Source organism: Solirubrobacter deserti (genome assembly GCF_027587175.1).
GTDB classification, from domain to species: domain Bacteria; phylum Actinomycetota; class Thermoleophilia; order Solirubrobacterales; family Solirubrobacteraceae; genus Solirubrobacter; species Solirubrobacter deserti.
Window position 1 is genome coordinate 53,622 of record NZ_JAPCID010000009.1, and the last position, 25,429, is coordinate 79,050.

General features: G+C 71.5%; 26 protein-coding genes. 15 read left to right on the forward strand and 11 right to left on the reverse strand.

Annotated elements, in window-relative coordinates:
- Positions 1–2 precede the first annotated feature (2 nt).
- From OJ962_RS07745 to OJ962_RS07755, 3 genes are read left to right on the forward strand one after another with little or no spacing between them, the layout of a single operon-like run.
- On the forward strand, positions 3–653 hold the full coding sequence (locus tag OJ962_RS07745; protein WP_202955716.1) for a GntR family transcriptional regulator: 651 nt from the start codon (positions 3–5) through the stop codon (positions 651–653).
- The gene (locus OJ962_RS07750) at positions 650–2,002 is read left to right on the forward strand and encodes a serine hydroxymethyltransferase (protein WP_202955717.1); all 1,353 of its coding nucleotides are present in this window, start codon (positions 650–652) and stop codon (positions 2,000–2,002) included. The genes OJ962_RS07745 and OJ962_RS07750 overlap by 4 nt, the downstream gene beginning before the upstream one ends.
- 11 nt (positions 2,003–2,013) lie before the next feature.
- A complete protein-coding gene (locus tag OJ962_RS07755) occupies positions 2,014–4,203 on the forward strand; it encodes a 1-deoxy-D-xylulose-5-phosphate synthase N-terminal domain-containing protein (protein ID WP_202955718.1) in 2,190 nt (729 codons plus the stop codon).
- On the opposite strand, the gene OJ962_RS07760 is transcribed toward OJ962_RS07755, so the two are convergent.
- Positions 4,168–5,388, reverse strand: coding sequence for a GGDEF domain-containing protein (locus tag OJ962_RS07760; protein WP_202955719.1), 1,221 nt, complete (start codon positions 5,386–5,388; stop codon positions 4,168–4,170). The two genes, OJ962_RS07755 and OJ962_RS07760, sit on opposite strands and share 36 nt — an antisense overlap.
- A 127-nt stretch (positions 5,389–5,515) precedes the next feature.
- Between OJ962_RS07760 and OJ962_RS07765 the strand changes: the two genes are divergently transcribed.
- Positions 5,516–5,677, forward strand: coding sequence for a hypothetical protein (locus tag OJ962_RS07765; RefSeq protein WP_202955720.1), 162 nt, complete (start codon positions 5,516–5,518; stop codon positions 5,675–5,677).
- On the opposite strand, the gene OJ962_RS07770 is transcribed toward OJ962_RS07765, so the two are convergent.
- A complete protein-coding gene (locus OJ962_RS07770) occupies positions 5,674–6,279 on the reverse strand; it encodes an NUDIX hydrolase (RefSeq protein WP_202955721.1) in 606 nt (201 codons plus the stop codon). The genes OJ962_RS07765 and OJ962_RS07770 overlap by 4 nt on opposite strands.
- Positions 6,280–6,303: 24 nt before the next feature.
- On the opposite strand from OJ962_RS07770, the gene OJ962_RS07775 reads away from it, so the two are divergent.
- The 4 genes from OJ962_RS07775 to OJ962_RS07790 are packed head-to-tail and all read left to right on the forward strand — an operon-like array spanning position 6,304 to position 9,314.
- Entirely contained in the window at positions 6,304–6,483 is a 180-nt protein-coding gene (locus OJ962_RS07775; RefSeq protein WP_202955722.1) for a rubredoxin, read from the forward strand.
- A 10-nt stretch (positions 6,484–6,493) separates the two neighbouring features.
- Positions 6,494–8,026, forward strand: coding sequence for a spermidine synthase (locus OJ962_RS07780; protein WP_270006279.1), 1,533 nt, complete (start codon positions 6,494–6,496; stop codon positions 8,024–8,026).
- Positions 8,023–8,640: a fused MFS/spermidine synthase gene (locus tag OJ962_RS07785; RefSeq protein WP_202955723.1), complete on the forward strand. Its 618-nt coding sequence runs from the start codon at positions 8,023–8,025 to the stop codon at positions 8,638–8,640. Before OJ962_RS07780 ends, OJ962_RS07785 begins: the two co-directional genes overlap by 4 nt.
- Positions 8,619–9,314 (forward strand): 3-keto-5-aminohexanoate cleavage protein, encoded by a 696-nt coding sequence (locus OJ962_RS07790; protein WP_202955724.1) that lies wholly within the window; start codon positions 8,619–8,621, stop codon positions 9,312–9,314. The genes OJ962_RS07785 and OJ962_RS07790 overlap by 22 nt, the downstream gene beginning before the upstream one ends.
- Here OJ962_RS07790 and OJ962_RS07795 read toward each other — a convergent pair.
- Positions 9,305–9,487 (reverse strand): DUF2188 domain-containing protein, encoded by a 183-nt coding sequence (locus tag OJ962_RS07795; RefSeq protein ID WP_202955725.1) that lies wholly within the window; start codon positions 9,485–9,487, stop codon positions 9,305–9,307. The genes OJ962_RS07790 and OJ962_RS07795 overlap by 10 nt on opposite strands.
- A 180-nt stretch (positions 9,488–9,667) precedes the next feature.
- Here OJ962_RS07795 and OJ962_RS07800 point away from each other — a divergent pair, with 180 nt between their 5' ends.
- Positions 9,668–10,183 carry a hypothetical protein gene (locus OJ962_RS07800; protein WP_202955726.1) on the forward strand — a complete coding sequence of 172 codons (516 nt, stop codon included), beginning with the start codon at positions 9,668–9,670 and terminating at the stop codon, positions 10,181–10,183.
- A 47-nt stretch (positions 10,184–10,230) separates the two neighbouring features.
- Here the strand turns inward: OJ962_RS07800 and OJ962_RS07805 are convergent, their stop codons facing one another.
- Genes OJ962_RS07805 through OJ962_RS07815 form a run of 3 tightly spaced genes read right to left on the reverse strand, consistent with a single transcriptional unit; the run spans position 10,231 to position 12,456 of the window.
- Entirely contained in the window at positions 10,231–11,436 is a 1,206-nt protein-coding gene (locus tag OJ962_RS07805; protein ID WP_202955727.1) for an aminotransferase class I/II-fold pyridoxal phosphate-dependent enzyme, read from the reverse strand.
- A 55-nt stretch (positions 11,437–11,491) separates the two neighbouring features.
- Positions 11,492–12,244, reverse strand: a complete 753-nt coding sequence (locus OJ962_RS07810) for an enoyl-CoA hydratase/isomerase family protein (RefSeq protein ID WP_202955728.1) — start codon at positions 12,242–12,244, stop codon at positions 11,492–11,494.
- Positions 12,244–12,456: a biotin/lipoyl-binding carrier protein gene (locus OJ962_RS07815; RefSeq protein WP_202955729.1), complete on the reverse strand. Its 213-nt coding sequence runs from the start codon at positions 12,454–12,456 to the stop codon at positions 12,244–12,246. The genes OJ962_RS07810 and OJ962_RS07815 overlap by 1 nt, the downstream gene beginning before the upstream one ends.
- Before the next feature lie 211 nt (positions 12,457–12,667).
- Here OJ962_RS07815 and OJ962_RS07820 point away from each other — a divergent pair, with 211 nt between their 5' ends.
- A complete protein-coding gene (locus OJ962_RS07820; RefSeq protein WP_202955730.1) occupies positions 12,668–13,396 on the forward strand; it encodes a lysophospholipid acyltransferase family protein in 729 nt (242 codons plus the stop codon).
- Here OJ962_RS07820 and OJ962_RS07825 read toward each other — a convergent pair.
- The 5 genes from OJ962_RS07825 to OJ962_RS07845 all read right to left on the reverse strand — a co-directional run bounded on the left by OJ962_RS07825 (position 13,360) and on the right by OJ962_RS07845 (position 20,182).
- Entirely contained in the window at positions 13,360–14,763 is a 1,404-nt protein-coding gene (locus OJ962_RS07825; RefSeq protein WP_202955731.1) for a DHA2 family efflux MFS transporter permease subunit, read from the reverse strand. The two genes, OJ962_RS07820 and OJ962_RS07825, sit on opposite strands and share 37 nt — an antisense overlap.
- Positions 14,764–14,831: 68 nt before the next feature.
- Positions 14,832–15,215, reverse strand: a complete 384-nt coding sequence (locus OJ962_RS07830) for a cupin domain-containing protein (protein WP_202955732.1) — start codon at positions 15,213–15,215, stop codon at positions 14,832–14,834.
- Entirely contained in the window at positions 15,212–16,039 is an 828-nt protein-coding gene (locus OJ962_RS07835) for an SDR family NAD(P)-dependent oxidoreductase (protein ID WP_202955733.1), read from the reverse strand. The genes OJ962_RS07830 and OJ962_RS07835 overlap by 4 nt, the downstream gene beginning before the upstream one ends.
- A gap of 53 nt (positions 16,040–16,092) precedes the next feature.
- Positions 16,093–18,969: a M14 family metallopeptidase gene (locus OJ962_RS07840; RefSeq protein ID WP_202955734.1), complete on the reverse strand. Its 2,877-nt coding sequence runs from the start codon at positions 18,967–18,969 to the stop codon at positions 16,093–16,095.
- A gap of 28 nt (positions 18,970–18,997) precedes the next feature.
- A complete protein-coding gene (locus tag OJ962_RS07845) occupies positions 18,998–20,182 on the reverse strand; it encodes an acyl-CoA dehydrogenase family protein (RefSeq protein WP_202955735.1) in 1,185 nt (394 codons plus the stop codon).
- A 38-nt stretch (positions 20,183–20,220) separates the two neighbouring features.
- On the opposite strand from OJ962_RS07845, the gene OJ962_RS07850 reads away from it, so the two are divergent.
- The 5 genes from OJ962_RS07850 to OJ962_RS07870 are packed head-to-tail and all read left to right on the forward strand — an operon-like array spanning position 20,221 to position 25,428.
- The gene (locus OJ962_RS07850) at positions 20,221–21,003 is read left to right on the forward strand and encodes an enoyl-CoA hydratase/isomerase family protein (protein WP_202955736.1); all 783 of its coding nucleotides are present in this window, start codon (positions 20,221–20,223) and stop codon (positions 21,001–21,003) included.
- Positions 20,988–21,758: an arginase family protein gene (locus OJ962_RS07855; protein WP_202955737.1), complete on the forward strand. Its 771-nt coding sequence runs from the start codon at positions 20,988–20,990 to the stop codon at positions 21,756–21,758. Before OJ962_RS07850 ends, OJ962_RS07855 begins: the two co-directional genes overlap by 16 nt.
- Positions 21,759–22,724, forward strand: coding sequence for a sensor domain-containing diguanylate cyclase (locus OJ962_RS07860; RefSeq protein ID WP_202955738.1), 966 nt, complete (start codon positions 21,759–21,761; stop codon positions 22,722–22,724).
- 6 nt (positions 22,725–22,730) lie between these two features.
- The gene (locus tag OJ962_RS07865) at positions 22,731–24,242 is read left to right on the forward strand and encodes an acyl-CoA carboxylase subunit beta (protein ID WP_202955739.1); all 1,512 of its coding nucleotides are present in this window, start codon (positions 22,731–22,733) and stop codon (positions 24,240–24,242) included.
- A 19-nt stretch (positions 24,243–24,261) separates the two neighbouring features.
- Positions 24,262–25,428, forward strand: coding sequence for a diguanylate cyclase domain-containing protein (locus OJ962_RS07870; protein ID WP_202955740.1), 1,167 nt, complete (start codon positions 24,262–24,264; stop codon positions 25,426–25,428).
- The last annotated feature ends 1 nt before the right edge of the window (position 25,429 follow it).

Genomic DNA, 25,429 nt, shown 5'->3' on the forward strand with positions numbered 1-25,429 from the left:
AGATGCCAGTACCAGCAGGACAGGGCCCGGTCGAGCGCGACCTCCTCAAGGACCAGGCGTACGCCGCGATCCGCGACGCGATCGTCGCCGGCACCCTGACGCCCGGCGAACGGCTGCGCGACCCCGAGCTGTGCGCGTGGCTCGGATTGAGCCGCACGCCCGTCCGCGAGGCGCTCAACCGGCTCGAGCAGGACGGCCTGGTGGAAACCGCGCCGCAGCGCTTCACGCGCGTGACGCCACTGGACCGCCGCGCGACGCGGGACGCGTTCCCGGTCGTGGCCGCGCTGCACGCGCTCGCGGCCGAGCTCGCGCAGCCCCGGACGACCGCCGCCGACACGGAGGAGATGCACGCGGCCAACGAGCGGTTCGCGCAAGCACTGCGCGACGGCGACGTGGACGCCGCGCTGCAGGCCGACGACGACTTCCACGCCGTCTTCGTCACCGCCTCCGCCAACGCCGAGATCCCGCGCGCGCTGGACCGGCTGATGCCGCGCATCCGCCGGCTCGAGCGGCTGCGCTTCGGCTCCCTGCAGGGCCGCGCCTCCGCCAGGGAGCACGCACAGATCCTCACGGCCACGCCGCAGGACGTCCCCGACCTCGTCAAGCAGAACTGGCTCTCGCTGGGAGCCCTCATCGACCGGAGCTTCGAATGACCGCCATCGCCCCGCCCGACATCCACGACGCGGAGACGCTCGGCGCCGCCCGTGCGCTGCTGGACGCGGCCGCCGATCCGGAGGCGATGCAGCAGGAGGTCCTCAAGGCGGTCCAGCGCAACGAGACCTGGCGCGGCAACGAGTGCGTGAACCTGCTCGCCCCCGAGGCGCTCGTCAGCCCGACCGTGCGCCGGCTGCTCTCCGCCGAGATCGGCCAGCGCGCGGCCGAGGGCCACATCGGGCCGGTCAACCGCTGGTTCGCGGGCACCAAGCACATCGACGAGGTCGAGGCGCTGTGCGTCGAGCTGCTCAAGCGCCTGTTCAAGAGCAACTACGCCGAGCACCGCCTGGTCGCGAGCATGATCGGCAACATGGCCGTGTACGCCGCGCTCACGCAGCCCGGCGACACGGTGATGACGATCCCGCAGCCCGTCGGCGGCCACAGCTCCAACCGCTACGACGGCCCGGCCGGCATCCGCGGCCTGAACATCGTCGACGTCCCGTTCGACGCGCACGAGCTCGAGGTCGACCTCGACGCGTTCGCGAAGCGCGCCCGCGAGGCCCGCCCGAAGCTCGTCGCGCTCGGCGCGTCCATGACGCTGTTCCCGCTCCCGGTGCGCGAGATCAAGGACATCGTCAGCGAATGGGACGGCATCGTCTTCTTCGACGGCGCGCACCAGCTCGGCCTGATCGCCGGCGGCCAGTTCCAGGACCCGTTGCGCGAGGGCGCGGACATCATCACCGGCTCCGCGGGCAAGACGTTCAGCGGCCCGCAGTCGGGCGTCGCCGTCTGGAACGACCCGCAGCTCACCAGGCCGCTGCTGGACGCCGTCTTCCCCGCGCTCGCCGCGACCCACCAGGTCAACCGCGTCGCCGCGCTCGCCGCGGCCGCGGCCGAGCTGCTCGCGTTCGGGCCCGCGTACATGGCGAACATCGTCAAGAACGCGCAGGCGCTCGCGCATGCGCTGCACACCCGCGGCGTGCCCGTCCTCGGCGCCCACAAGGGCTACACGCGCACGCACCAGGTGATCGGCGACGTGCGCGAGTTCGGCGGTGGCCTCGAGGTCGCCCACCGGCTGGCCAAGGCGAACATCATCACCAACAAGAACCTGCTGCCCGACGACACGCCGCAGGACTGGGACCGCCCTTCCGGCCTGCGGATCGGCACCACCGAGGTCACCCGCCTCGGCATGGGCGAGCTGGAGATGCAGGCGATCGCGGACATGATCGCCGGCGTGTTGGTCGAGGGTCGCGACCCCGAGCACGTGAAGGCCGAGGCGCTCGAGCTGCGCACCGGGTTCCAGACCGTGAAGTACTGCTTCAGCAGTAACACAAGGTCCTCCCTGTAACTTCCCGGGCAGTGGAGCCGGACCTGGAGACGCTCAAGCGGGTCGAGCAGCGGGTGCTGTGGCTGGCGACGAGCATCGTCCACCACGCCAACCGCGTGCGCCCGAACCCGTCGGGCGTGAAGGTCGGCGGCCATCAGGCCTCCAGCGCGAGCATGGTGAGCCTGATGACCGCGCTCTACTTCGCGGTCCTCGAGGCGCCCGACCGGGTCAGTGTGAAGCCCCACGCCAGCCCGGTCCTGCACGCGATCAACCACCTGCTCGGCCGGCTGGATTCCCGGTACCTCACCACCCTGCGCCAGTTCGGCGGCCTGCAGTCGTACCCGAGCCGCACCAAGGACCCGGACCCGGTCGACTACTCGACCGGGTCCGTCGGCCTGGGCGCGACCGCCCCGATCTGGGGCGCGCTCGCGCACCGCTACGTCGCCGGTCACTTCGACGTCCCGCGCGGCGGCCGCCAGATCGCGCTGATCGGGGACGCCGAGCTCGACGAGGGCGCGTGCTGGGAGGCGATCGCCGACCCGATGGTCGCGCGGCTGGGCGAGGTGATGTGGGTGGTCGACCTCAACCGCCAGTCGCTGGACCGCGTGGTGCCCGACATCGCCGCCGGCCGGCTCGCCGCGATGTTCGAGGCCGCCGGCTGGCACACGGTGATGGTCAAGTACGGGCCCAAGCTGGCCGAGCACCACGCGCTCCGCGCCCGCATCGACGCGATGCCCAACGAGGAGTACCAGCGCCTGCTGCGCGCCTACGCGCCCGAGCTGCGGCGCCGCCTCGAGGTCGACACGGACGGCCTCAGCGACGAGGACCTGCTCGCCACCTTCCGCGACCTCGGCGGCCACGACCTGCAGAGCCTGATCGACGGCTACCGCCAGGCCGACGCCGTCCAGGACCGCCCGAGCGTCGTCTTCGCCTACACGATCAAGGGCTGGTCGCTGCCCACCGAGGGCCACCCGGCCAACCACTCCGCGCTGCTCAGCCACGAGCAGTACCGTGAGCTGGCGGCCAAGCTCGGGGAGGACGCCGACGACCCGTTCAAGCCGCTCGACGGCGCCGCCGCCGAGCTGTGCCGCACCGTCGGCGTGAAACTGCGCCGCACCGACACCCCCACCGCGCCCGCGCCCGAGGTCCCGCGCGACGTCGGCCGCAAGCACACCGGCAAGGCCTCGACGCAGCAGGCGTTCGGGCGCTTCTTCGTCGACCTCACGCGCGAGGCGCCCGCGGTCGCCGAGCGGGTCGTGACCGTGAGCCCCGACGTCGGCACCTCCACCAACCTCGGCGGTTGGATCAACAAGGCCGGCATCTGGAACGTCGGCGACCGCATCGACTGGTTCGCCGACGACACCGACACCCTCGTGCGCTGGCGCGAGTCCGACCACGGCCGTCACATCGAGCTCGGCATCGCCGAGGTCAACCTCGTCGGCCTGCTCGGCGAGCTCGGCGCCACGTGGTCGCGCGACGGCCAGCCGCTGCTGCCGGTCGGCACGATCTACGACCCGTTCGTGTCCCGCGCGCTGGAGCCGTGGTCGTTCGGGATCTACTCCGGCGGCCAGTCGATCCTCGTCGGCACGCCGTCCGGCGTCACGCTCGGGCCGGAGGGCGGCGCGCACCAGTCAGTGATCACACCGAGCATCGGCATCGAGCAGCCCGGCTGCGTCGCCTACGAGCCGGCGTTCGGCCAGGACTTCGAGTGGTGCTTCCTGCACGCGCTCGCGCAGCTCGGCAAGCCCGGCGGTTCATCGGCCTACTTCCGCCTCTCCACCCGTCCGATCGACCAAGCGCTCCACACCGGCACGCGGGAGGGTGCGATCGCGGGCGGCTACAAGCTGCGCGCCAACCCGGACGCCAAGGTGAGCATCGCCGTCATGGGCGCGCTCGTCCCCGAGGCGCTGCAGGCCGCCGAGGAGCTCGGGAACGCGGAGGTCGTTTGCATCACGAGCGCCGACCTGCTGTTCCGCTCCCACCAGGCGCGCTCCGGCTTCGGCGACGGCGAGCCGCGCACGCTCGCCGGCCTGTTCCGGCCCGGCGTCCCGATCGTCAGCCTGCTCGACGGGCACCCGCACACGCTCAGCTTCCTCGGCTCCCCGATCACCTGCCTGGGCGTGCAGCGCTTCGGCCAGGCCGGCGACATCCTCGAGCTCTACGAGCACCACGAGATCGACGCCGAGTCAGTGGTGGGCGCTGCCCTCGACCTGATGAGCTAGCCGCTTCTCGTCGTACATGCGGCGGTCGGCGAGGTCGACCAGGTCCTCGACGTCCTCGTGGCCGTCGAGCGTCGCCATGCCGATGCTCGCGCCGAGCCGGTTGCGGCGCCCCTCGGCGGTCATCTCGCGCCCGACCTGCGCCACCGCGTCGCGCATCTCGTCCGCGACGTGCAGTGCCTGGCCGGGGTTGACGTGGAGGATCAGCGCGGCGAACTCATCGCCGCCGATCCGGCCCAGGACGTCGCTCGAGCGCAGCCGCGTCCGCAGCGCCCGGTGCACGCGCACCAGCGCCTCGTCGCCGGCCTGGTGGCCCCAGCGGTCGTTGATCTCCTTGAAGCGGTCCAGGTCGACGACCGCGATCGCCGCCGACTCGCCGTACCGCCGCGCCCGCGACGCGGCGCGTTCGGCCTCGGCGAGGAAGTGGCGCCGGTTGTAGGCGCCGGTCAGCGGATCGCGGATCGCCAGCTGGGTGAGCCGGCGGTCGTCCTCGGCCAGTCGCTCGACCGCCTTGCTGACCACGAACGCCAGCCCGGCGACCGCGGCGAGCGTCATCACCCACGCCGCGACGCTCGGTGCCCACCATCCCGCCCGGGCCGCGGCCGTCGCGAGCGCACCCGAGAGCACCGGGATGCCGAGCACGGGCGGCACCATCCGGCGCGCGAAGCGCCCGCTGAGCGTGCGGTCGAAGAGCGTGCCGACCGGGTGCGCCAGGACCACGCCGAACGCGATCAGCATCGCGCACAACGCCGCGGACCAGGACATCTGGACGGACCGCGACACGCCGTAGAAGAGCGGCACGCCGAGCAGGAAGCCGATCGTCGCGGCGCCGCCCAGCGCGCCGGCGGCGATCGCGAGGCGGCGCGTGATCGGCCAGCCGTGTCCGTCGAGCGCGATCGCCACGCCGAGCAGGACGAGCGCCGCCGCCGTGAGCGCCGATATGCGGACGTCGGCGCCGAGCAGCGTGCGGTTGACCCACGTGCCATCGGCGAGCAGCGCGTCGAGCAGCCCGACGGTTCCGGCCACGCACGCGAAGGCTCCGGCGGCGACCTTCAGGCGGGCCCGGTCGGGCATCGCCCAGGTGCCGAGCGCGGCGCCGAGGAAGCCGACGCAGGAGAGGGGCGACATCGGCGCGAGCGTGTCGGTGCGTGTGGCAACCTGCAGGCCCGCGCTCCACGCCAGGAGCATGGTCCCGGCGATCAGCGCAACGCTGCACGAGACAATTTGACGCGCTCTGGGCGCGTCAATCCAATGATTCTCCTCCAACGTCATAGACCTTCCACAAATGGGAATACCCCAGTGAGAGACGTTTGACGTGCTGCCCACGCTCCTCACCGTCATAACCGCGGCGCTGCTGGGTGGCGCGATCGCAGCCGAGATCACGGCCGTGGTGGTGCTCGCGGCGGCCGCGCTCGTGCTGATCGGGCTCGCCAACGGCGTGCGCGAGCTCGCGCACTTCTGCGACCGCGAGCGTTAGCGCTCGTCGTCGAGCACGATCCGGGCAGCCTCGCCCTGACCCTCGACGCGCGGCTTGACCGGCCGCACCTCGTGCGTCGACGCCCATTCGATCAGCGCGTCGGCGGACCCGAAGCGCGCCACCTGCTCGAGCGTCTTGATGGTCGGGAACACCATCAGCAGCTCGCCGGCCTCCGCGCCCGCGAGCGCGCGGTCCGGCTGAAACCAGCGCGCGTCGACGATCTCTGACCCGTCGATCTCGACCTCGGCCCCGTCCGGGGCGACCGCGACGAAGAACCAGGTGTCAAACCGGATCGACACCTCCTCGGGCGTGATCCAGCGCGCGAAGGGGACGAGCGCGGCGGGATCGGGCAGCGTGATCCCGACCTCCTCGCGCACCTCGCGCAGAGCCGCGGCGCGGTGGTCCTCGGACGCGTCGACAGCGCCGCCGGGGAACACCCAGGCGCCGCCCATGAAGCGCGCCTTGGGCGTGCGCTGGGCCAGCAGCACCTCCAGCCGCTGGGCGCCGCCGCGCACCACGAGCACCGTCGCGGCCTGCCGCGGCGTGGTGGGGACGCCGGTCTCGTTGAGGATCGTTCCGGGCTCGGGACCGTCTTGCGCCATCAGGCCAGCCTAATATGCGCCCGCATGAGCACGGACACGGACCGGCAGTGGATCTGCGAATCCTGCGGCTTCATCTATGACCCGGAGGAAGGCGATCCCGACGGCGGGATCGACGAGGGCACCGCCTTCGAGGACATCCCGACGGACTGGTATTGCCCGGTCTGCGGCGCCAGGAAAGCGGATTTCTCGCCCTTCGAGGGCTAGCCTCAACTCCGTGGCAGCCCTCGAGTCCCGAGGCGCTGAGCGGCGCCTGCGGCTGCCGCTCGAGGCGCTGGTCTTCTCCGTCGGTTTCAGCACCCTGGGTGCCGAGATCGCCGCGACGCGCCTGCTCGCGCCGTTCTTCGGGACCTCGACGGTCATCTGGGCGAACACGATCGCGGTCGTGCTGCTGGCGCTCGCGGCGGGCTACAAGCTCGGCGGGACGCTGGCCGACCGCCGGCCGTCCCCGCGGGCGCTGTGCCTGTGCGTGCTGGCGGGCTCGGCGCTGCTCGCGGTGGTGCCGTTCATCGCCCATCCGTTCCTGTCGCTGAGCGTGGACGCGTTCGACGAGGTGTCGGTGGGCGCGTTCGCCGCCTCGCTGTTCGGGACGCTGGTGCTGGTGGCCGTGCCCCTGCTGCTGCTCGGCACGGTCTCGCCGTGGGCGACGCGTCTCAAGCTCGCGTCGGTCGAGGAGGCGGGCGCGGTGTCCGGGCGCCTGTACGCGCTCTCCACCGTCGGCTCGCTGCTGGGCGTGTTCTTCGTCGCGCTGTGGGCGATCGAGGCGATCGGGTCCCAGCGCACGTTCCTGGTGCTGGCGCTGGTGCCCGCGCTGGTCGCGGCGGTCTCGCTCTTCGATCTCGAGCTGCTGCTCGTGCCCGCCGCGCTGGCCGCGGCGCTGCTCATCCCGCCCGGCACGACCAAGCCCGCCGCGGACGCGCGCGTGCTCTACGAGGTGGAGACGCCGTACCAGTACGCGCGGGTGGTCGAGCGCGACAGCGACCGCGCGCGGATGCTCGAGCTCAATGAGGGCCAGGCGATCCACTCGCTGGCGCGGCCCGGCACCGTGCTGACCGGCGGCTACTGGGACGGCTTTCTGACGATGCCGTTCGCGACCGGCTCGGGGCGCCCGCCGGCGCGGATCGCGGCGCTCGGCACGGCGGCCGGCACCGTCCCGCGCGCGTACGCCCGGTACTACCCGGAGACGGTGATCGACGCCGTCGACATCGACCCCGAGCTGTTCAAGATCGGCCACCGCTACTTCGGTTTGGAGGCGAGGCCGCAGCTGCGCGAGCACACGCAGGACGCGCGCCCGTTCCTGCGCCAGACCGAAGAGCGCTACGACGCGATCTTCGTCGACGCCTACCGCCAGCCCTACATCCCCTTCTACCTGACCACGAAGGAGTTCTTCGAGCTCGTGCAGGACCGCTTGAACCCGGGCGGGTCGGTGATCGTCAACATCGGCCATCCAAATGACTCGCCCGCGCTGGAGGAGGCGATGAGCACGACGATGGGCGCCGTGTTCGAGCACGTTGTGCGCGACCCGATCCGGTCGCAGAACTCGCTCGTGATGGCGTCGGACGTGCCGCTCAGCGCGGGCGCGATCGCGCGCGCGCCGGTGTCCTCTGACTTGACGCAGCTCGCGCAGGACAGCGCGGCGCGGATCGAAGGGCCGCTGCGCGGCGGGTCCGTCTTCACCGACGACCGCGCGCCGGTCGAGTGGCTGATCGACGCCTCGATCGTCTCGTACGCGGCGGAGGAGAACGGATGAGCGCGGCCGCTGTCCGGAGGGCGCCGGCGCCGTGGGGGTTCGTCGAGCTCGTCAAGTTCGTCTCCGGCATCACGACGCTGGCGGCCGAGCTCGCCGCGGCGCGGCTGATCGCGCCCGCGTTCGGGGCGTCGACGATCGTCTGGGCGAATACCATCGCCATCGCCTTGGCAGCGTTGGCGATCGGCTACTGGCTCGGCGGCCGCCTGGCGGACCGCCATCCCACCGCGCGCGCGATGGCGCGCGGCGGGCTCGCGGGCGCGGTCATGGTGGCGCTGATCCCGCTCGTCGCGATCCCGCTGCTCGGGGTGACCGAGGACTCGCTCGGTGAGTTCGGCGGCTCGTTCCTCGTCCAGTTGCTCCTGGTCGCACCGCCGCTGGTGATGCTCGGCGCGTTGACGCCATGGTCGATCCGGCTGCGCGTGGACTCGCTGGACGGCGCCGGCGACGCGACCGGCCGCCTGTACGCGCTGTCGACCGCGGGCGGGCTCGTCGGCAACTTCGCCGCCGCGCTGGCGCTGATCCCGCTGGTCGGCACCACCTGGACGTTCATCATCGCGGCGGGCCTGCTCGCCCTCACCTGCGCGCCGAAGGCATGGTCCTCCAAGCCTGCCTGAACGGGGACCGGACGTCCGGCGTCCCGCGCTCGCCCCAGGAGCTGGGCGCGGAAGCGCGGGCGTGCGTCGCGGCGGGCGCGCAGTCGATCCACGCGCACCCGCGCGACGGCGACGGACACGAGACGCTGGATGGCGCGCACATCGCCGCCGCCGTGCGCGAGCTGCGCACCTGCGGCGTGGAGATCTCGCTCTCGACCGGCCTGTGGATCACCGCCGGCGACGTCGACGCCCGCCTGCGCGCCGTGCGCGGCTGGACCGACGTCCCGGACCTCGTCTCGCTGAACCTGAGCGAGGAGGGCTGGCACGAGCTGGCCGGCGTGCTCACCGGGCACGGCATCGGGATCGAGGCCGGCGTCTGGACCGCGGCCGACGCCGAGCGCCTGCTCGCCAGCGGGCTGGACGTGCGCCGCATCCTGGTCGAGCCGCGCACCGAGAGCTCCGCCGAGGCGGTCGCGATCGCCGACGAGATCGACCTCGCGCTCGACGAGGGCGGCAGCACCGTGCGGCGCCTGCACCACGGCGTCGGCCCGGCGACCTGGGCGGTCCTCGACGCGGCCGTCCCGCGCGGGCACGACATCCGCGTCGGGTTGGAGGACGTCACCACCCTCCCGGACGGGCGCCGCGCTCCCGACAACGCGGCGCTCGTGGTCGAAGCCGTGCTGCGCTACCGCTGAACCAGCGCGCGCACCCGGTGGTAGCGGTCGTGCAGGAAGATCGCCGCCTGCTCGGCCTTGGCCTGGCGGCGGGCGGCCTGTTCGGCCTCGGAGAGGGTGGCGAACCACGCGCGACCGACGGTCCACCCGCCCGTGGTGGTGTGCGGGACGACATGGAGCTCAGCTACGGCCATGAGGACATTGAAGGCGTCCGCAGGCGGCCGCCATGTGGACCGTCGGCCAAAATCTCGCCGGAACCGCTGGACACGCGGGCCGGGGCGCCACACCCATAGGGGTGTGGCGGACCGCACAGGGCCAAAGATCGGGGAAGTTCCCCGACGCAGGCGGGCCTGGGCGGGGCCGAAGATGCGGCCATGAAGATCCTCCCCCGAATCGCTGCCCTGATGCTGGCGTCCGCGGCCATCGCGTTCACGATGGCCGGCACCGCCTCCGCCAACACGCCGATGATGATCGTCGCCGACGGTGGCTCGACGATGAAGATCCACGACGACGAGAACGTGGCCTGGGAGGCCACGATGTGGGAGTACAAGACGTTCAGCCTGAGCGGGCTCGTGTTCGGCACGCTCGGCGCCGGCAACGCCGTCTTCAACCACAAGCACGCACGCTGCTGGGGCAACGAGGTCCGCGGCGAGCTGATCGTCGACGCGCACCGCTGGAGCAATACGAACGCCGCCACGATCACCGCGCACATCGACCTCTACGAAGGCGCGAGCTGCTCGACCACCGACCACGACGGCCAGTCCCCGTTCGTCACGTTCACGCTCAAGCCGGGTGAGGCACGGACGGTGCAGCTCCGGGCGGACAACAACGACGAGGGCGACGCCGACCACGCCGCCGCCAAGGTCACCTTCCGGGCCGTCCCCCTCTAAGCGGCCCCTGTGGAACACCGGCACATCGCCCGTTCTTCAGCGACCTTCTAGGCGGCCAGCTGAACCGCCGCCACGGGCACCCCGGCTCCCGGCCGGAACCCTGCGCGCAGCGCGGCGCGGCCGAGCACGGTGGCCGCGTCGCGCAGCTCGTCCCGCTGGTGCGAGGCCATCACGGACACCCGGACCCGCGCCGTACCCTCGAACACCGCCGGCGGGCGGACGGCCTCGGCGAAGACGCCCATCTCCAGCGCGAAGTCGACCATCCGCGCCGCGCGCTCGGCGTCGCCGACCACGAGCGGGATCACGTGGGCCGCGGCGCCGCTGACGTCGAAGCCCTCGCGCGCGAGGCCGTCGCGAAGCGTCTCCGCGTTCGCGCGCAGCTTCGCCACGCGCCGGGGCTGCGCCTCCAGCAGGTCCAGCGCCGCCATCGCGGCCGCCGCGGCCACCGGCGGCAGCGCCGTGGAGTGCAGCAGCGTGCGCGCGGAGTGCACGAGGAAGCGCGCGGTCACGTGGTCGCACGCGACGAAGCCGCCGTAGGAGCCGAGGGCCTTGGCCAGCGTGCCGGTGATGACGTCGACCTCGCCCTCGAGCCCGGCCTCGGCGACGGCGCCGCGGCCGTCGGGCCCCAGCGCGCCCAACGCGTGTGCCTCGTCCACCAGCACGCGCACGTCGTAGCGGTGCGCGAGCTCGACGATCTCGCGCAGCGGCGCGACGTCGCCGTCCATGCCGAACATGCCGTCGGTGGCGATCAGGGTGGCGCGGCCGTCGCACTGGCGCAGCGCCCACGCGAGGTGGTCGGCGTCCGCGTGACGGTAAGGGACCACCTCGGCGCCGGACAGCCGGCAGCCGTCGACGATCGAGGAGTGCGCGAGCTCGTCGTGCAGCACGACCTCCCCGCGGCGAGCGAGCGCGGCGATCACGCCCATGTTCGCGAGCGCGCCGGACCCGAACAGCAGCGCCGCGCGCTGGCCGGTGAACGCGGCGAGCCGCTCCTCCAGGCGCCGGTGCAGCGTCATCGTGCCGCACGAGACGCGCGCCGCGCCCGCGCCGACACCCCACCGCATGGCCGCGTCGGCGGCCGCTTGCCGGACCTTCGGATGGTCGGCCAACCCGAGCGCGTTGCCCGAGCACAGCAACAGCACCGGCCGCCCGTCGAGCACCACGCGCGGCCCCTGTGGTCCGGAGACCATCCGCATGCGCTGGTGCAGGCCGAGCTGGTTGAGCTCGTCCAGGCGGTCCTCGAGATCCAGCATCCACGATCCTCGGTCGAGTGACGTTGCGCGGAAGCTACGGCCTCAGCCGGACGACTTAGCGACCAGGCCAGCGCGGTGGGCGTTTCTCTACAAAACTGCGCACGCCCTCGGCGAACTCCGCCGACGTGAACGCATCACGCCGCAGCGCGTCGAGCTCCTCGACCAGCACCGGATCGAGCGGCGGGATCAGCGCCTGCAGCACGCGCTTGTTCCCACGCACGGACACCGACGACAACGCCGCGATCTCGCTCGCCAGCTCGACCGAGCGGGCGTCCACGTCGTCGACGACCTCGTTCACCAGGCCCCAGGCCAGGGCCTCGTCCGCGCTGACCGGCCGCGCCGTGAGGAACAGCTCGCGCGTGCGGGCGGAGCCGATCGCGTCCACGAACCGCCGCAGCCCCGTGTGCGAGTAGACCACGCCGAGCCGCGCCGGCGGCATCCCGAGCCGCGCGCCCGGCGCGCACACGCGCAGGTCGCAGGCCACCGCGAGCTCCAACCCGCCGCCGAACGCGTGCCCGCCGAGCGCGGCCACGATCGGCACGGGCACCGCGTCCAGGGCCGCCATCGCCGCCTCGAACGGGTGGATCAGCACGTCCGCCAAGCCCTCCGGCGTCAACCCGCCGAGGTCGTAGCCGGCCGAGAAGGCGTCACCGGCGCCGGTCACGATCACGCAGCGCGCGTCGACCTGCGGCAGCTCCCGCGCCAGGCCCTCGAGGATCGAGACGTCGAGCGCGTTGCGCTTGGCGACGTTGTCGAGCGTGACCCGGACGACGCCGTCGGCCGGGAAGTCGAAGTGCAGCTCGCCCACTACTCGAGGACCACCAGCGGGTCGCCCTCCTGGACGGACTGGCCCTCGCTGACCAGGATCTCCGCGACGGTGCCGTCGTCCTCGGCCTCGACGGGCATCTCCATCTTCATCGACTCGAGGATCACGACCGCGTCGCCCTCGGACACGGCATCGCCGACCGCGACCTCGATCTTCCACACGGTGCCCGTGATGTTCGCCTCGATGCGCGTCACGGGCCGCACGATATAGACACCGTGTCGATTGTGATCGCACCGATTCCGGACGCGCGGTCGATGGGGAGCAGGACCCCTCCCCGGCACCATGGTCCTTGCTGTTCGTCGCGATCTCTCCTCCCGCGGCGCACGGCGAACCGGCGAAGGAAGCGGCGGGCGGGGCACCTGGACGGCCCCGCCCGCTGCGACCGGACCGCCATACTCTGCGTCCATGAGCCAGCCCGAGCTCGTGGAGATCAAGGAGACGCAGTACAAGGATCCGCGGCCGAAGGAGCACTTCGACCGCTTCCACGAGCGCACGCGGACCCGGCAACCCGACTTCATGTACGAGGTCGTGCGCATCCTGATGACGCTGATCGGGTGGGTGTTCTTCCGCGTGAGCCACACGCACCCGGAGCGCGTGCCGGCCGTCGGCCCCGTGATCCTGGCGCCCAACCACTTCTCGTTCCTGGACCACTTCTTTCTCGGCGTGGCGCTGCGGCGCAAGGTCCACTTCATGGCCAAGTCGCAGCTGTTCAAGCCGCCGATGCAGTTCGTCTACACGCACGGCGGCGTCTTCCCCGTGCGGCGCGGCTTCGCCGACGAGGACGCATTCATCACCGCGACCACCGTCCTCGAGCGGGGGAACACGATGGCGATGTACGCCGAGGGCGGCCGCTCGCGCACAGGGGAGCCCGCCAAGAAGGCCAAGCGCGGGATCGGGCGCCTGGCGCTGCTGAGCGGCGCGCCGGTGGTGCCCGTCGCGATCGTCGGCTCCAGCCACGTGCGCAACTGGAAGCGCGGCCAGTTCCCGAAGGTGCGCGTGTTCTACGGCGAGCCGTTCGCGTTCGAGCGCGTCGAGGCGCCGACGCGTGACCAGGAGCAGGCCACCGCCGACGCCATCTTCGCCGAGGTGCGCGCGCTCTACGAGGTCGCGACCAAGCCCGGCTCGGCGACCTGAGCCGTCGTCGGCCGCGGCTTTCCGGGCACCAGCAGCGCGATCAGCGCACCCGCGGCCAGCACCGCGGCGCCGACCCACGCGGCGGACGTCATCCCGTCGACGTACGCCTGCGGGGACGCGTAGGAACCGGTCGCGGCGAACACGGACGCGAGCACCGCCACGCCCAGCGCGCCGCCCACCTCGCGGATCGCGTTGGTCGCCCCGCTCGCCTGCCCCGCCTCCTCCGGCCGCACGGCCGCGAGCACCGCATTGGCGGTCGGCGCGAACACGAGCGCCATACCCGTGCCGGCGAGGATGAACGGCGGGACGAGCGACGCGTAGGCTGTCGTGGGCGACGAGACCGAAGCGATCCACGCGATCGCGACCGCCTGCAGCGCGAGCCCGGCGAACATCAGCGGGCGCGAGCCGATGCGGTCGCTGAGCAGGCCGGCGATCGGCGCGACGATCATCGGCATCGCCGTCCACGGCAGCGTGCGCAGGCCGGCCTCCAGCGGCGACAGGCCCTGCACCACCTGGAAGAACTGGGCGAGCAGGAAGATCGACCCGAAGACGCCGAAGTACATCGCCAGCGACACGCCGTTGGAGGCGGCGAACGCGCGCGAGCGGAAGAACCGCAGCGGCAGCATCGGCGCCGGCGACCGCCGCTCCCAGGCGACGAACGCGGCCAGCAGCAGCGCGCCGCTCGCGAGCGAGGCGAGCACGGTGCCCGACGTCCACCCGAGCGTCTCCCCGCGCACGATCCCGAACACGACGCCGAACAGGCCGAGTCCGGCGAGCACCAGCCCGGGCAGGTCGAGCCGGTTCGCGGGCCCGAAGGACTCCTCCAGCCGCGTCACGGCCAGCGGCAGCAGCGCCAGGCCGATCGGCACGTTGATCCAGAAGATCCACTGCCACGAGATGCCGTCCACGACGGCGCCGCCGATCAGCGGCCCGAGCGCAACGCCGAGGCCGGAGATGCCCGACCAGAGCCCGATCACGAGCCCGCGCTTGCCGGGCGGGAACGCTTCGGAGAGCAGCGTGAGCGTGAGCGGCGTGACGATCGCCGCGCCGACGCCCTGCAGCGCCCGCGCGGCGATCAGCGCGCCGGTCGAAGGAGCGAGGGCGGCGAGCGCGCTGGCCACCGTGAACAGAACGAGCCCGCCGACAAACACGCGCCGGCGGCCGAAGCGGTCGCCGAGCGCTGCGCCCGTGAGCAGCAGCACGGCGAACGAGAGGGTGTAGGCGTTGACCGTCCACTGCAGGTCCTCCAGGCTGCCGCCGAGGTCCGTGCGGATGGACGGGAGCGCGGTCGTGACGACGAGGTTGTCGAGCACGACCATGAAGAGGGCGACCGAGACGATCGCGAAGGTCCAAGCTGAACGCGACATGGAAGTAAGTGAAGACTCACTTCCACTCCGCGTCAAGAGCGTCGGTGCGCCAAGTTAGTGGCGACTTACTACGTCGGCTGATCCGCCCATGGCACCTCGACGGAGTCCTCGGTCGGCGAGTCACGCGCGACGACGTACTCGGCCGGCTCGGAATCCGACGTGTTCGTCACCGTGTGCGTCTCGCGCGGAGGCACGTAGAGCATGTCGCCGGCCTCGACGATCAGCGCCTGTTCGAGCTGGTCGCCGAAGCGGATCTCGATCGAGCCGGAGAGCATGTAGAGCGCGCTCTCGCAATTGTCGTGGTAGTGCGGACGGCCGCGCGCGCCGGCGGGCACGCGGAAGATGCCCATGTAGAGGTTGTGCGCACCCGTCGTGGCCTGGGAGATCTCGGTTCCGCCCACCACCCCGCGCGGGACGTCGCGCTCCTCCCCGGAGGGCTTGACCAGCTTCATGACGTCATCCCCGTGAACTGGCCGCCGGTGACGTTGAGCACCTGGCCGTGGACGAAGTTCGACCACGGCGAGCAGAGGAAGAACACGCCGCCGGCGGCCTCCTCCGGCGTGCCCGGTCGGCCGATCGGGATCAGCGCCGGCGCCATCGAACGCATCTGCTCGGGGATGCCGAGCTGCACGGTCTCGCCGTCGATCTCCATCGTGTTCTCGGCGTCCTTGGTGGCGGTCAGGCGCGTCTCGATCCACCCGAACGCGACCGCGTTGACGTTGATCTTGAACTGGCCCCACTCCTTGGCCAGCGTCTTGGTCAAGCCGACGACGGCGGACTTGCCCGCCGAGTAGTTGGCCTGGCCGGCGTTGCCCATCGTGCCGCTGATCGAAGACACGTTGACGATCTTGCGGAAGACCTCCACGCCCTGCGCGCGCTCGGCCTTGGCGGGCTCGCGCAGGTGTGGCGCGGCCGCGCGGACCACGCGGAACGGGACGACCGTGTGGATGTCGAGCATGCGCTGGAACGCGTCGTCGGACAGCTTGTGCACCGGCGCGTCGATCGTGTAGCCCGCGTTGTTGACGATGATGTCGATCCGGCCGAAGGCGTCGATCGCCGTCTGCACCAGCGCCTCCGGCGAGCCCGCCTTGGTCAGGTCACCGCCATAGACCGCCGTCTCGCCCGCGATCTCGGACGCCGCCTGCTCGGCGAGGTCGGCGTCGAGGTCGTTGATGATCAGCTTGGCGCCGTGCTCGGCGAGCAGCTCGGCCGTCGCGCGGCCGATGCCGCGTGCCGAGCCGGTCACGATCGCCACCTTGTCGTCCAGGACTCCCATGGCCCGGACGATATCGGGGGTCGGCGAGATACGCGGACCCCCGACTATCGGAACTACGGGTTCGTGGTCGAGAGCGTGAACGTCAGCGTCTTGCTGTACGTGCCCGTGCGCAGCGGATCGGTCCGCTTGATCAGCTGCTTGTAGGCGACGTCGACGTTCTCGTTGGACACCGGGCCGGTCCACGCGGACTTCGAGAGCTCCACGCGCAGCGGCTCGGCGAGCGAGAACGCGCCGTTGGTCAGATGGCCGGGCGAGGCCACCGTCAGCGTCGCGTCACCCGCCGACGAGACCACGCCGGCCTTCGAGGTCGCCGTGTAGTCCTGCTCGACGCCCGGCACGAACGGGCCAAGCGGCGTCGCCGGGGTCAGCGTGAGCGACAGCGTCGGCGCGACGGACCCGCCGACGGGCGCCGTCGTGGACGTGTACGGGTTCACGCCGAGGTGCTTCATCGCCTCGAACACGAGCGACTTGCGCTTCGCGCGGTCGGCGACGTTCTCGAGGCCGAAGCCCCACAGCAGCGTGTCGTCGGTCGAGACGCCGGCGAACGTCGTCGCACCCGAGATCGCGTGCGTGCCCTTCGAGGACGCGAACGACGGGAACTGCGCGGGCGGCAGCGCCGACGAGGTCGGGGTGAAGCCCGGCAGGTAGGACTGGTCGGTCAGGCCGAACGAGGCCGTGAATGGCGCGAGGCCGGTGATCGTGCGGGTGGCCGGGTTCGACACGCTCGCACGCTGGTTGGCGCCCATCCAGTACTGCATGAAGTCGTTCTTGACATACACGCAGTTCTCCACCTGGCCGACGGGGTCGTTCTCGGTCGAATTGGCGGGGCACTGCGGCAGCGGCGGGACGCGCCCCAGCGGGTTGTAGGAGTACTCCTGCCACGCGCCCTGGAGCGCGCGCTGGCCGGTGACGAGCACCTTGCCGCCCTCGTTGATGTAGTCCCGGACGGCGATCAGCTGGTCGTCGAACAGCTTCGCGACACCGACGGTCTGGCCGGGATCGCGCACGAAGTCGTCCTGGCCCGTGTACCAGAGGACGGCCTTGTAGTGGCTGAGCACGCCGTGCAGGTCCGCGTGGTTGCGGGTGGACGCGTCGATGTCGTAGACGTCAGCCGGGATGCCGGCGTCGGCGAGCGCCTCCAGATACGTCGCGAGGTACGTCGGACCGGTACCGGGCGCCGCGTTCGGCGACACGCCGCTGTAGTCCTCCGCGCTCAGCACCAGGACCTGGCTCCCGCGGCCGAGCGATGACGCCGCGAAGGTGAACGGCTCCGAGCTCTTCCCGCCGGCTTCGAACCACACCTTGACGCTGTCGCCCGCCTTGAAGCCCGTCACGGACCCGCGCACGTGGTGGTAGTAGACGCCGGACTCGCCGTAGCGCTCGCCGCCGTCGAACTCCGAGGTGGCGCCGCTCTGCACGGCACCGCCGTTGACCTGCCACTTGACCGTCACCGCGCCGAGCGCGCGGCGCGCGTTGACCTCGACCCGCTGCGAGCCGGCGCCGTACGACGTCGGGAACGCGTCCGTGACGAAGTCCGGGGCCTTGGCGCCGATGTGCGACGACGGCTGGTCGGGCGTTCGCGCCGACTTGGCCAGGTCGAGCATGAAGTTCTTGTTCTTGAGCCAGACGTTCTCGACGTCGGCCTCGCGGTCCTGGAACACGAAGCCGCCGGGCGGGTCGCTGCCGGGAACCTGCGTGCCGCCGACGGGCGCGCCGGAGCCGCCGTCGAGCTCGATCGTGTAGCCCAGGATGCCGTGCTGCATGTACATCGTGTCGGTGACCTCGCCGTTGGTGATGTAGAGCTCACCGCCGACGTCCGGGTCGTACGTCGGGACCGCCGGATTGCGGTCGGTGCCGGCCAGCGACTCCATCAGCGGGTTGTCGCCGCTGTAGGTCTCGACCTGCCAGCCGAGGGGGTACAGCACGAGGTTCGCGTACGAGTGGTAGTCGATGTAGAACTCGGGCTTGATGCGCGCCATCAGCTCGTGGAAGGCCTTGACCTCGGACTCGGACTCGGGCTCGGTGCCGCGGTAGCTCGCGGCCGTCAGCGCGCTGCTCGAGCCTTCGTTGTCGTAGCGCCACTTCTCCGAGAAGTTGCGGTTGGTGTCCACGCCGTCGGCGTTCGTCAGCACGCCGTCGTTGTTGTTGTCGCGCAGGGTCTTGCGCCACAGCCGCGTGCCGCGGTTCTGGAACGTGTAGTCGTAGCCGTCCGGGTTCACGACCGGGATGAACCACACCTCGGTGGAGGCGAGAACCTCCGGAACGCCGGACGCGGCGTCGCCAGAGTGCTCGAGGAAGTACTGGTAGCCGCGGCGCACGACCTCGGCTGAGATCCACTCACGCGCGTGCTGCGCGCCGTGATACATGACGCCGGGCTTGGCGCCGTCCGCGGTGGTGTTCGCATCGGTCGTGAGCTTGTAGGCGATCAGGTCCTGGCCGAGCAGCGACTTGCCGTACACGACGCGCTTGACCAGCGTCGGGTGGGCGGCGGCCAGCGTGTCGTAGAACGTGCGCAGGTTGACGGGCTGGCCCTGTGCGTCGACCGCACCCGCGCACGTCGTCGGGCACGGCGCCGGCTTGAGGTTGAGCGGGCGGAACACGTCATAGCCCCACGTCGGGTCCGCGAGCGGGCCGTCGGCCGCACGCGCGGCGTAGCGCCGCTTGTTCTCGCCGCCGAGCGGCGTGATGTCGAAGCCCTTGGCCTCGAGCGCATCCGCCTCCGACGGCGTCGCGACGATGCCGGTCCGGCCGGGCGCTTGCGCACCCTCCGTCAGGTCATGCCCGAGGGGGCCGAGCGCCTTGAGCTCGGCGTCCGTCCCGGTGACGATGTATTGGTTGTATGGCTCGACGGGGTCGGCAGCCAGTGCGGGCTGCGCGGAACCGAGCGAGACCATGGCGCCGACCATGGCGCCGAGGTAGACCCTCCGCATTGCGCGAAGCTACAGGAAGCGGTGCGGCCTATAAACCGTACGAACGGCCAACGACGTCGAGCATGATCTCGTCCGTGCCGGCGCCGATCCGGTTCAGGCGCAGGTCACGCCACGCGCGCTCGATCTGGTATTCGCGCATGTATCCGGCGCCGCCGTGGATCTGCAGGCACTCGTCGGCGACCTCGCAGCACATCTGGGAGGCGTCGAGCTTGGCCATGGAGATCTCGCGCACGGGGTACTCGCCGTTGGCGAAGCGCCAGGCGGTCGAGTACACGAGCTGGCGCGAGCGTTCGATCTTGGTCGCCATCGCCGCGAACTTGTGGCGGATCACCTGGAAGTGGCCGATCTCGCGCCCGAACGCCTTGCGCTCCAGCGCGTAGGCGAGCGTGCGGTCGAACGCTCGCTGGGCGCCGGCGACGCAGCCCGCGGCGCCGATCAGCCGCTCGCCCTGGAGCTCCCACATGATGTGGTAGAAGCCTTTGCCGAGCTCGCCGAGGACCGCGGTGTCGGGCACGCGGACGTCGTTGAAGGCGAGCAGCGCGGTGTCGCTCGCGTGCATCCCGAGCTTCTCGAGCTTCTTCTCGCGGATCACGCCGGGCGCGTCCATGTCGACGATGAACAGCGTGAAGCCGTCGTAGCCGGCGTCCGGGTCGGTCTTGGTCACGAGCACGATGAAGTCGGCGCGGTGACCGTTCGTGATGTAGGTCTTGGAGCCGTTGATGACCCATTCGTCGCCGTCGCGCACGGCGCGCGTCCGGATGCCGGACACGTCGGAGCCGGCGTCGGGCTCGGTGATGCCCAGACAGGCGATCTTCTGGCCGGCGATCGCGGGCACGAGGTAGTCCTGCTTCTGCTGTTCGGTGCCGAACTGCAGGATCGGCGGCGTGGCCATGTCGGTGTGCACGGCGACACCCATCGCCAGCCCGCCGCTGCCCGAGTGCGAGAGTTCCTCGGCCAGGACGAGATTGAAGAAGTAGTCGCCGCCCTGGCCGCCGTACTCCTCGGGCATCGAGAGCCCGAGGAACCCGAGCTCGCCCATGCGCGGGAACACCGAGCTCGGGAAGGTCGTCTGTTCCCACTCCTCGGCGTGCGGCGCGAGCTCCTTCATCACGTAGCTGTGGAGCGACTCGCGCAGCGCCTCGTGCTCGTCGTTGAAGATGAAGTGACGCCGCGGCGCGGCGTGATCCGGTTTCAGGACATTCGCGGCGGCCATAGCGGGAGACTACGGAGTGCGGATAGGCTCGGCAGCAGATGGGTCTCACCACTTTGCGATACGACGTCCAGGATCACGTCGCGACCATCGCCATGGACCGTCCGGAGGCACGCAACGCGCTCTCGGACGAGTTGCTCGACGACCTGCTGGCGGCGTTCGCGCAGGCGCGCGAAGACGCAGTCGTGCGCGCCGTCGTGCTCACCTCCACGCACGAGAAGGTCTTCAGCGCGGGCGGCGATCTGAAGGGCTTTGCGGCCGATGTGCCGCTCATCGGCAAGCACTTCGCGACCGCGAAGTTCGTCCAGCTCTTCCAGGCCATCGGCGCCCTGGGCAAGCCGACGCTGTGCGCCGCGAACGGCCACGTGCTCGCCGGCGCGCTCGGGCTCGCGCTCGCCTGTGACCTGATCGTCGCGAAGCAGTCCGCGCGCTTCGGGACGCCCGAGATCAACGTCGGCGTGTTCCCGTTCATGATCATGGCGCTGATCTACCGGAACGTCGGGCGTAAGAAGACGAACGAGTTGCTGCTGCTCGGCGAGCAGATCAGCGCCGCCGAGGCCGAGCGGATCGGGATCGTCAACAAGGTCGTGCCGGACGCGGAGTTCGAAGCCGCCGTCGCCGGCTGGGCGAGCGCCCTCGCGGCCAAGTCGCCGCTGCTGATGCGCATGGGCAAGGACGCGATGTACCGCCAGCAGGACATGCCGTTCGCCGACGCGCTCGAGTACCTGCAGGCGCAGCTCAGCTTGGCGTTCTCGACCGACGACATCCAGGAGGGCGTGAAGGCGTTCATGGAGAAGCGGGAGCCGGTGTGGACCGGCCACTGAGCGTCACCGCGCTGCGCTGCCGCACGTCCGACCGCACGCCCGGCGCGTCGCGCGGGGCGGAGGCGCTCGCGCTCGCTCTGGACCCGGACGCGCGCCTGGTCGGCACCTTCGGCGAAGCGCGGATCGCCAACTGGGACGACGACCTGCGCGACTCGCACGGCTGCCTGCTCGAGGCGGGAGGTCAGGTGGAGGACATGCTGGTGGCGGGCGCGTTCCCGGTCCTGACGACGTCGGACTGCTCGATCTGCATGACGACCTTCCAGGCCATCACCCGCCATGAGCCGGACGCGCGCGTCCTGTGGCTCGACGCCCACGGTGACTACAACACGCCGGACACGACGCCGTCCGGCTTCCTCGGCGGCATGTGCCTGGCGGCGTCCTGCGGCGTGTGGGACGCGGGCTTTGAGCCGTCGATCGACCCGGGCCGCGTGCTGATGTCCGGCGTGCGCGACCTCGACGCCGGCGAGCGGGTGCTCGTGGACACGACCGGCGTCAAGAACGTCCGGCCGTCCGAGGTGGCGCAGCGCCTGGCCGGCCAGAAGGTCTACGTCCACCTGGACCTCGACGTGCTCGACCCCGACATCCTGCCGTCGCAGTTCGCCGTGCCGGGCGGCCTGAGCGACACCGGGCTGCGGACGCTGCTGGCCGAGGTCAAGCGTGAGTGCGAGGTGATCGGGCTCGAGGTGACCGCCTTCGAGTATCCCGAGCCCGCGAACGTGGAGCTGGTCGAGTCGATCGTGCGAGCGGTGCTCTAGGTGACCGGCGTCGGGGACCCGCGGCGCCTGGCGGCGCTGGCCGAGACGGGCCTGCTCGACGGCTCGTCGGTGGCCGCGTTCGACCGCGTGACGCGGCTGGTCGCCGAGGTCCTGCAGGTCCCCGTCGCGCTGTTCACGCTCGTCAGCGACGACCGCCAGGTGTTCAAGAGCTCGGTCGGCGTGGGCCACGTGCGCGAGACCCCGCTCTCGCACTCGTTCTGCAAGCACGTCGTGGAGTCCGGCGCGCCGCTCGAGGTCGTGGACGCGCGCGTGCACCCGAAGGTCCGTGATAACCCCGCCGTCGAGGAGCTTGGCGTCGTCGCCTACCTCGGCATGCCGCTGACGACCTCGTCCGGCGAGCGGATCGGCGCGTTGTGCGCGATCGACCACGAGCCGCGCCAGTGGACCGGCCGCGACAACGGCGTGCTGGAGGACCTCGCGGGCGCGGCGATGGCCGAGGTCGAGCTGCGCCGGGCCAACCGGGCCGTCGCGGCGGCGGCGGCCGAGCTGCACTTCGCGGCCACGCACGACACGCTCACGCGGCTCGGCAACCGGCGCGCGCTCTTCGACGATCTCGGCCAGCTGCTCGCGGACGGCCACCCGGCCTCGTTCGCGCTCTTCGACCTGCACGGGATGCGCGGCTACAACGACCGCCACGGGCATGTCGCCGGGGACGCGCTGCTGGCCCGGCTCGGCGCGCGCCTGGAGAGCCTGCTCGTCGGCCACGGCCACGTGTACCGGCTCGGCGGCGTCCAGCTGTGCGCGCTGATGGACGCGGGCTCCGAGGACGTCGTCCGCATGGCCGCGGCCGCCGTCGCCGATCGCGCGAGCGGCGTGCGTTGCCGCTCGGTCACCGTCCAGCTGCCCCGCGAGGCGCCCAGCGTCGCGGCCGTCCTGCGCCTCGCCGACACGCGGCTGGCAGGCTCCGTGCCGTCAGGGAATCCCTCGGAGCGGGCTGTCCTGTGAGCCGGCATGTTGCGACCGCTGGCCGCTGAACTCGAGGAACGCAGAGCCGCCGCCCGGTTGGGCGGAGGCGAGGAGAAGATCGCGCGCCAGCACGCGGCGGGCAAGCTGACCGCGCGCGAGCGGATCGCGCTGCTCACCGACGACTTCACGGAGCTGGGCGTGCACGCGCGCCCGCACTTCTCCCAGCGCGCGATGGACGGGCGCGAGGCGCCTGCGGACGGCGTCGTCACGGGCTGGGGGCACGTGGACGGGCGCCCGGTCGCGATCGTCGCCTACGACTTCACCGTGATGGCCGGGTCGATGGGCATGACCGGCGAGCTCAAGGTGACGCGGATCCGTGAGCTGGCGCTGACCAAGCGGATCCCGATCGTGTGGCTGCTCGACTCCGCCGGCGCGCGCGTGCAGGAGGCGGTCGGTGCCCTGTTCGCCGGCACGGGCCACCTGTTCCGCGAGGAGTCGATCATGAGCGGCGTCGTGCCGCAGGTGGCCGCGGTGATGGGCCCGTGCGCGGCGGGCACGGCCTACATCCCGGGCCTGGCGGACTTCGTCCCGATGGTGAGCGGGCAGGGGTCGATGGCGCTGGCGGGCCCGCACCTCGTGCGCGCGGCGATCGGCGAGGAGGTCACGCCGGAGGAGCTCGGCGGGGCGCGCGTGCACTGCCGCAAGTCGGGCGTCGGCGACCTCGAGGTGGCCGACGACGCCGAGTGCATCGCGCGCATCAAGGAGTACCTGTCGTTCTTCCCGTCGCACTGCGAGCAGGCGCCACCAGTGCGCGAGCCGGGCGCCGAGCTCGACCAGGAGCCGCTGCTGGACGTGCTCCCCGAGTCCAACCGCAAGCCGTACGACATGTACGACGTGATCAAGACCATCGTCGACGACGGGTCCTACTTCGACCTCAAGCCCAAGTGGGCGAGGACGATCATCACCTGCCTGGCGCGCATGGGCGGGCAGCCGGTCGGGATCGTCGCCTCCCAGCCGCGCCACCTCGGCGGCATCCTCGACAACGACTCCGCCGACAAGGCCGCGCGCTTCGTGAACCTGTGCGACGCGTTCGGCATCCCGCTCGTGTTCCTGGTCGACGTGCCGGGCTTCATGGTCGGCACCAAGGTCGAGCAGGCGGGGATCATCCGGCACGGCGCGAAGATGCTGCACGCGGTCTCGAGCGCCACCGTCCCGAAGGTCACGGTCGTGCTGCGCAAGGCCTACGGCGCCGGTTACTACGTGATGAACGGGCGCGCGTACGAGCCCGACCTGATCGTCGCGTGGCCGTCGGCCGAGATCTCCGTGATGGGCGCCGAGGGCGCGGCGGAGATTCTGTTCCGCGACGCGCCCAACAAGGCCGAGATGATCGAGACCTACCGCGGGCTGATCGACGTCTACGTCGCCGCGGGCAACGCGATGATCGACGACGTCATCGATCCGCGCGAGACCCGGCCGACCATCATCCGCGCGCTCCAGCTCGCTAAAAACAAGAAACTGGAGCGCCCATACCGCAAACATGGTGTAGTGCCGGTCTGAGTGGGTAAGTGGATCGCGCGTGACTGACCGACATGTGCTCGATGCCGTGCCCGTCGCGCTGCAGGTGTGGGCCCTCGCCGACGGCGCGCTCACCCGCTCGTGGGCCAACGCCGAAGCACGCCGCCGCATCGCGTTGCCCGACGATCCGGAAGCGCTCGCCGCCGCCTGCCGCGCACAGGAGCCGGCGCTGCTGGAGTGGGCGGCCGGAGACGCGTGGTGGCGCGTGCAGCTGACGCCGCTCGGCGCGCGGTCCGTGCTGGCCGCGTTCGCCGACATCACCTCGCACAAGGCGCACGAGCGCTCGTTGCGCGCGTCCGAGGAGCTCAACCGCGAGATCCTCGCCGGCCTGCAGGAGGGCGTCATCGTCGTCGACATGGACGGCTGCGTCGTGGTGGCCAACGAGGCCGCCGCGGACGTCTTCGGCGTGGCCGTGAGCGAGCTGTCGGGGAGCGTGCTGAGCGGCATCCCGGTCGACCTGCTCGACGATCGCGGGCACCTGCTGGGCGAGGACCGGCTGCCTTTGCTGCGCGCACTGAAGGGTGAGGAGGTGACGGGCCAGGTGATGCGCTGCGTGCGCCGCGACGGCTCGTTGCTATGGGTCGAGGTGCACGCGAACCCGCTGTTCGACGGGCACGGCCGGCAGTACGGCGCGGTCGCCTCCTACGACGACGTGACCGCGCGGGTGGAGCAGGACCGGCGCACGCGCCACGAGGCCGACACCGACGCGCTGACCGGGCTCGCGAACCGGCGCGCGCTGGAGCGGACGCTGGAGGCGGCGCTGCGGCGCGCCGAGGCGCGCGGCCGGGCGGTCGGCGTGATCATGCTCGACCTCGACGGCTTCAAGGCCATCAACGACACCCACGGGCACGCGGCCGGCGACACGGCGCTGCGCGAGGTGGCGCTGCGGCTGCGGCGCTGCGTGCGCGAGCGCGACCTCGTCGCCCGGCTGGGCGGCGACGAGTTCGTGGTCGTGCTGACCGACCTCGACGACCCCGCGCGCGCGGTGATGCACTCCGTCCAGCGGGTGCGCGAAGCGCTGGCCGCGCCGTTCGATCACATGGAGCTGCGGGCCGCGGTCGGCATCGCGCAGTTCCCGGGCGACGCGGCGGGCGCCGCTGACCTGCTCGCGCACGCCGACCGCGCGATGTACGTGAACAAGGGCGCGCGCAACGGCTCGTTCCGATAGA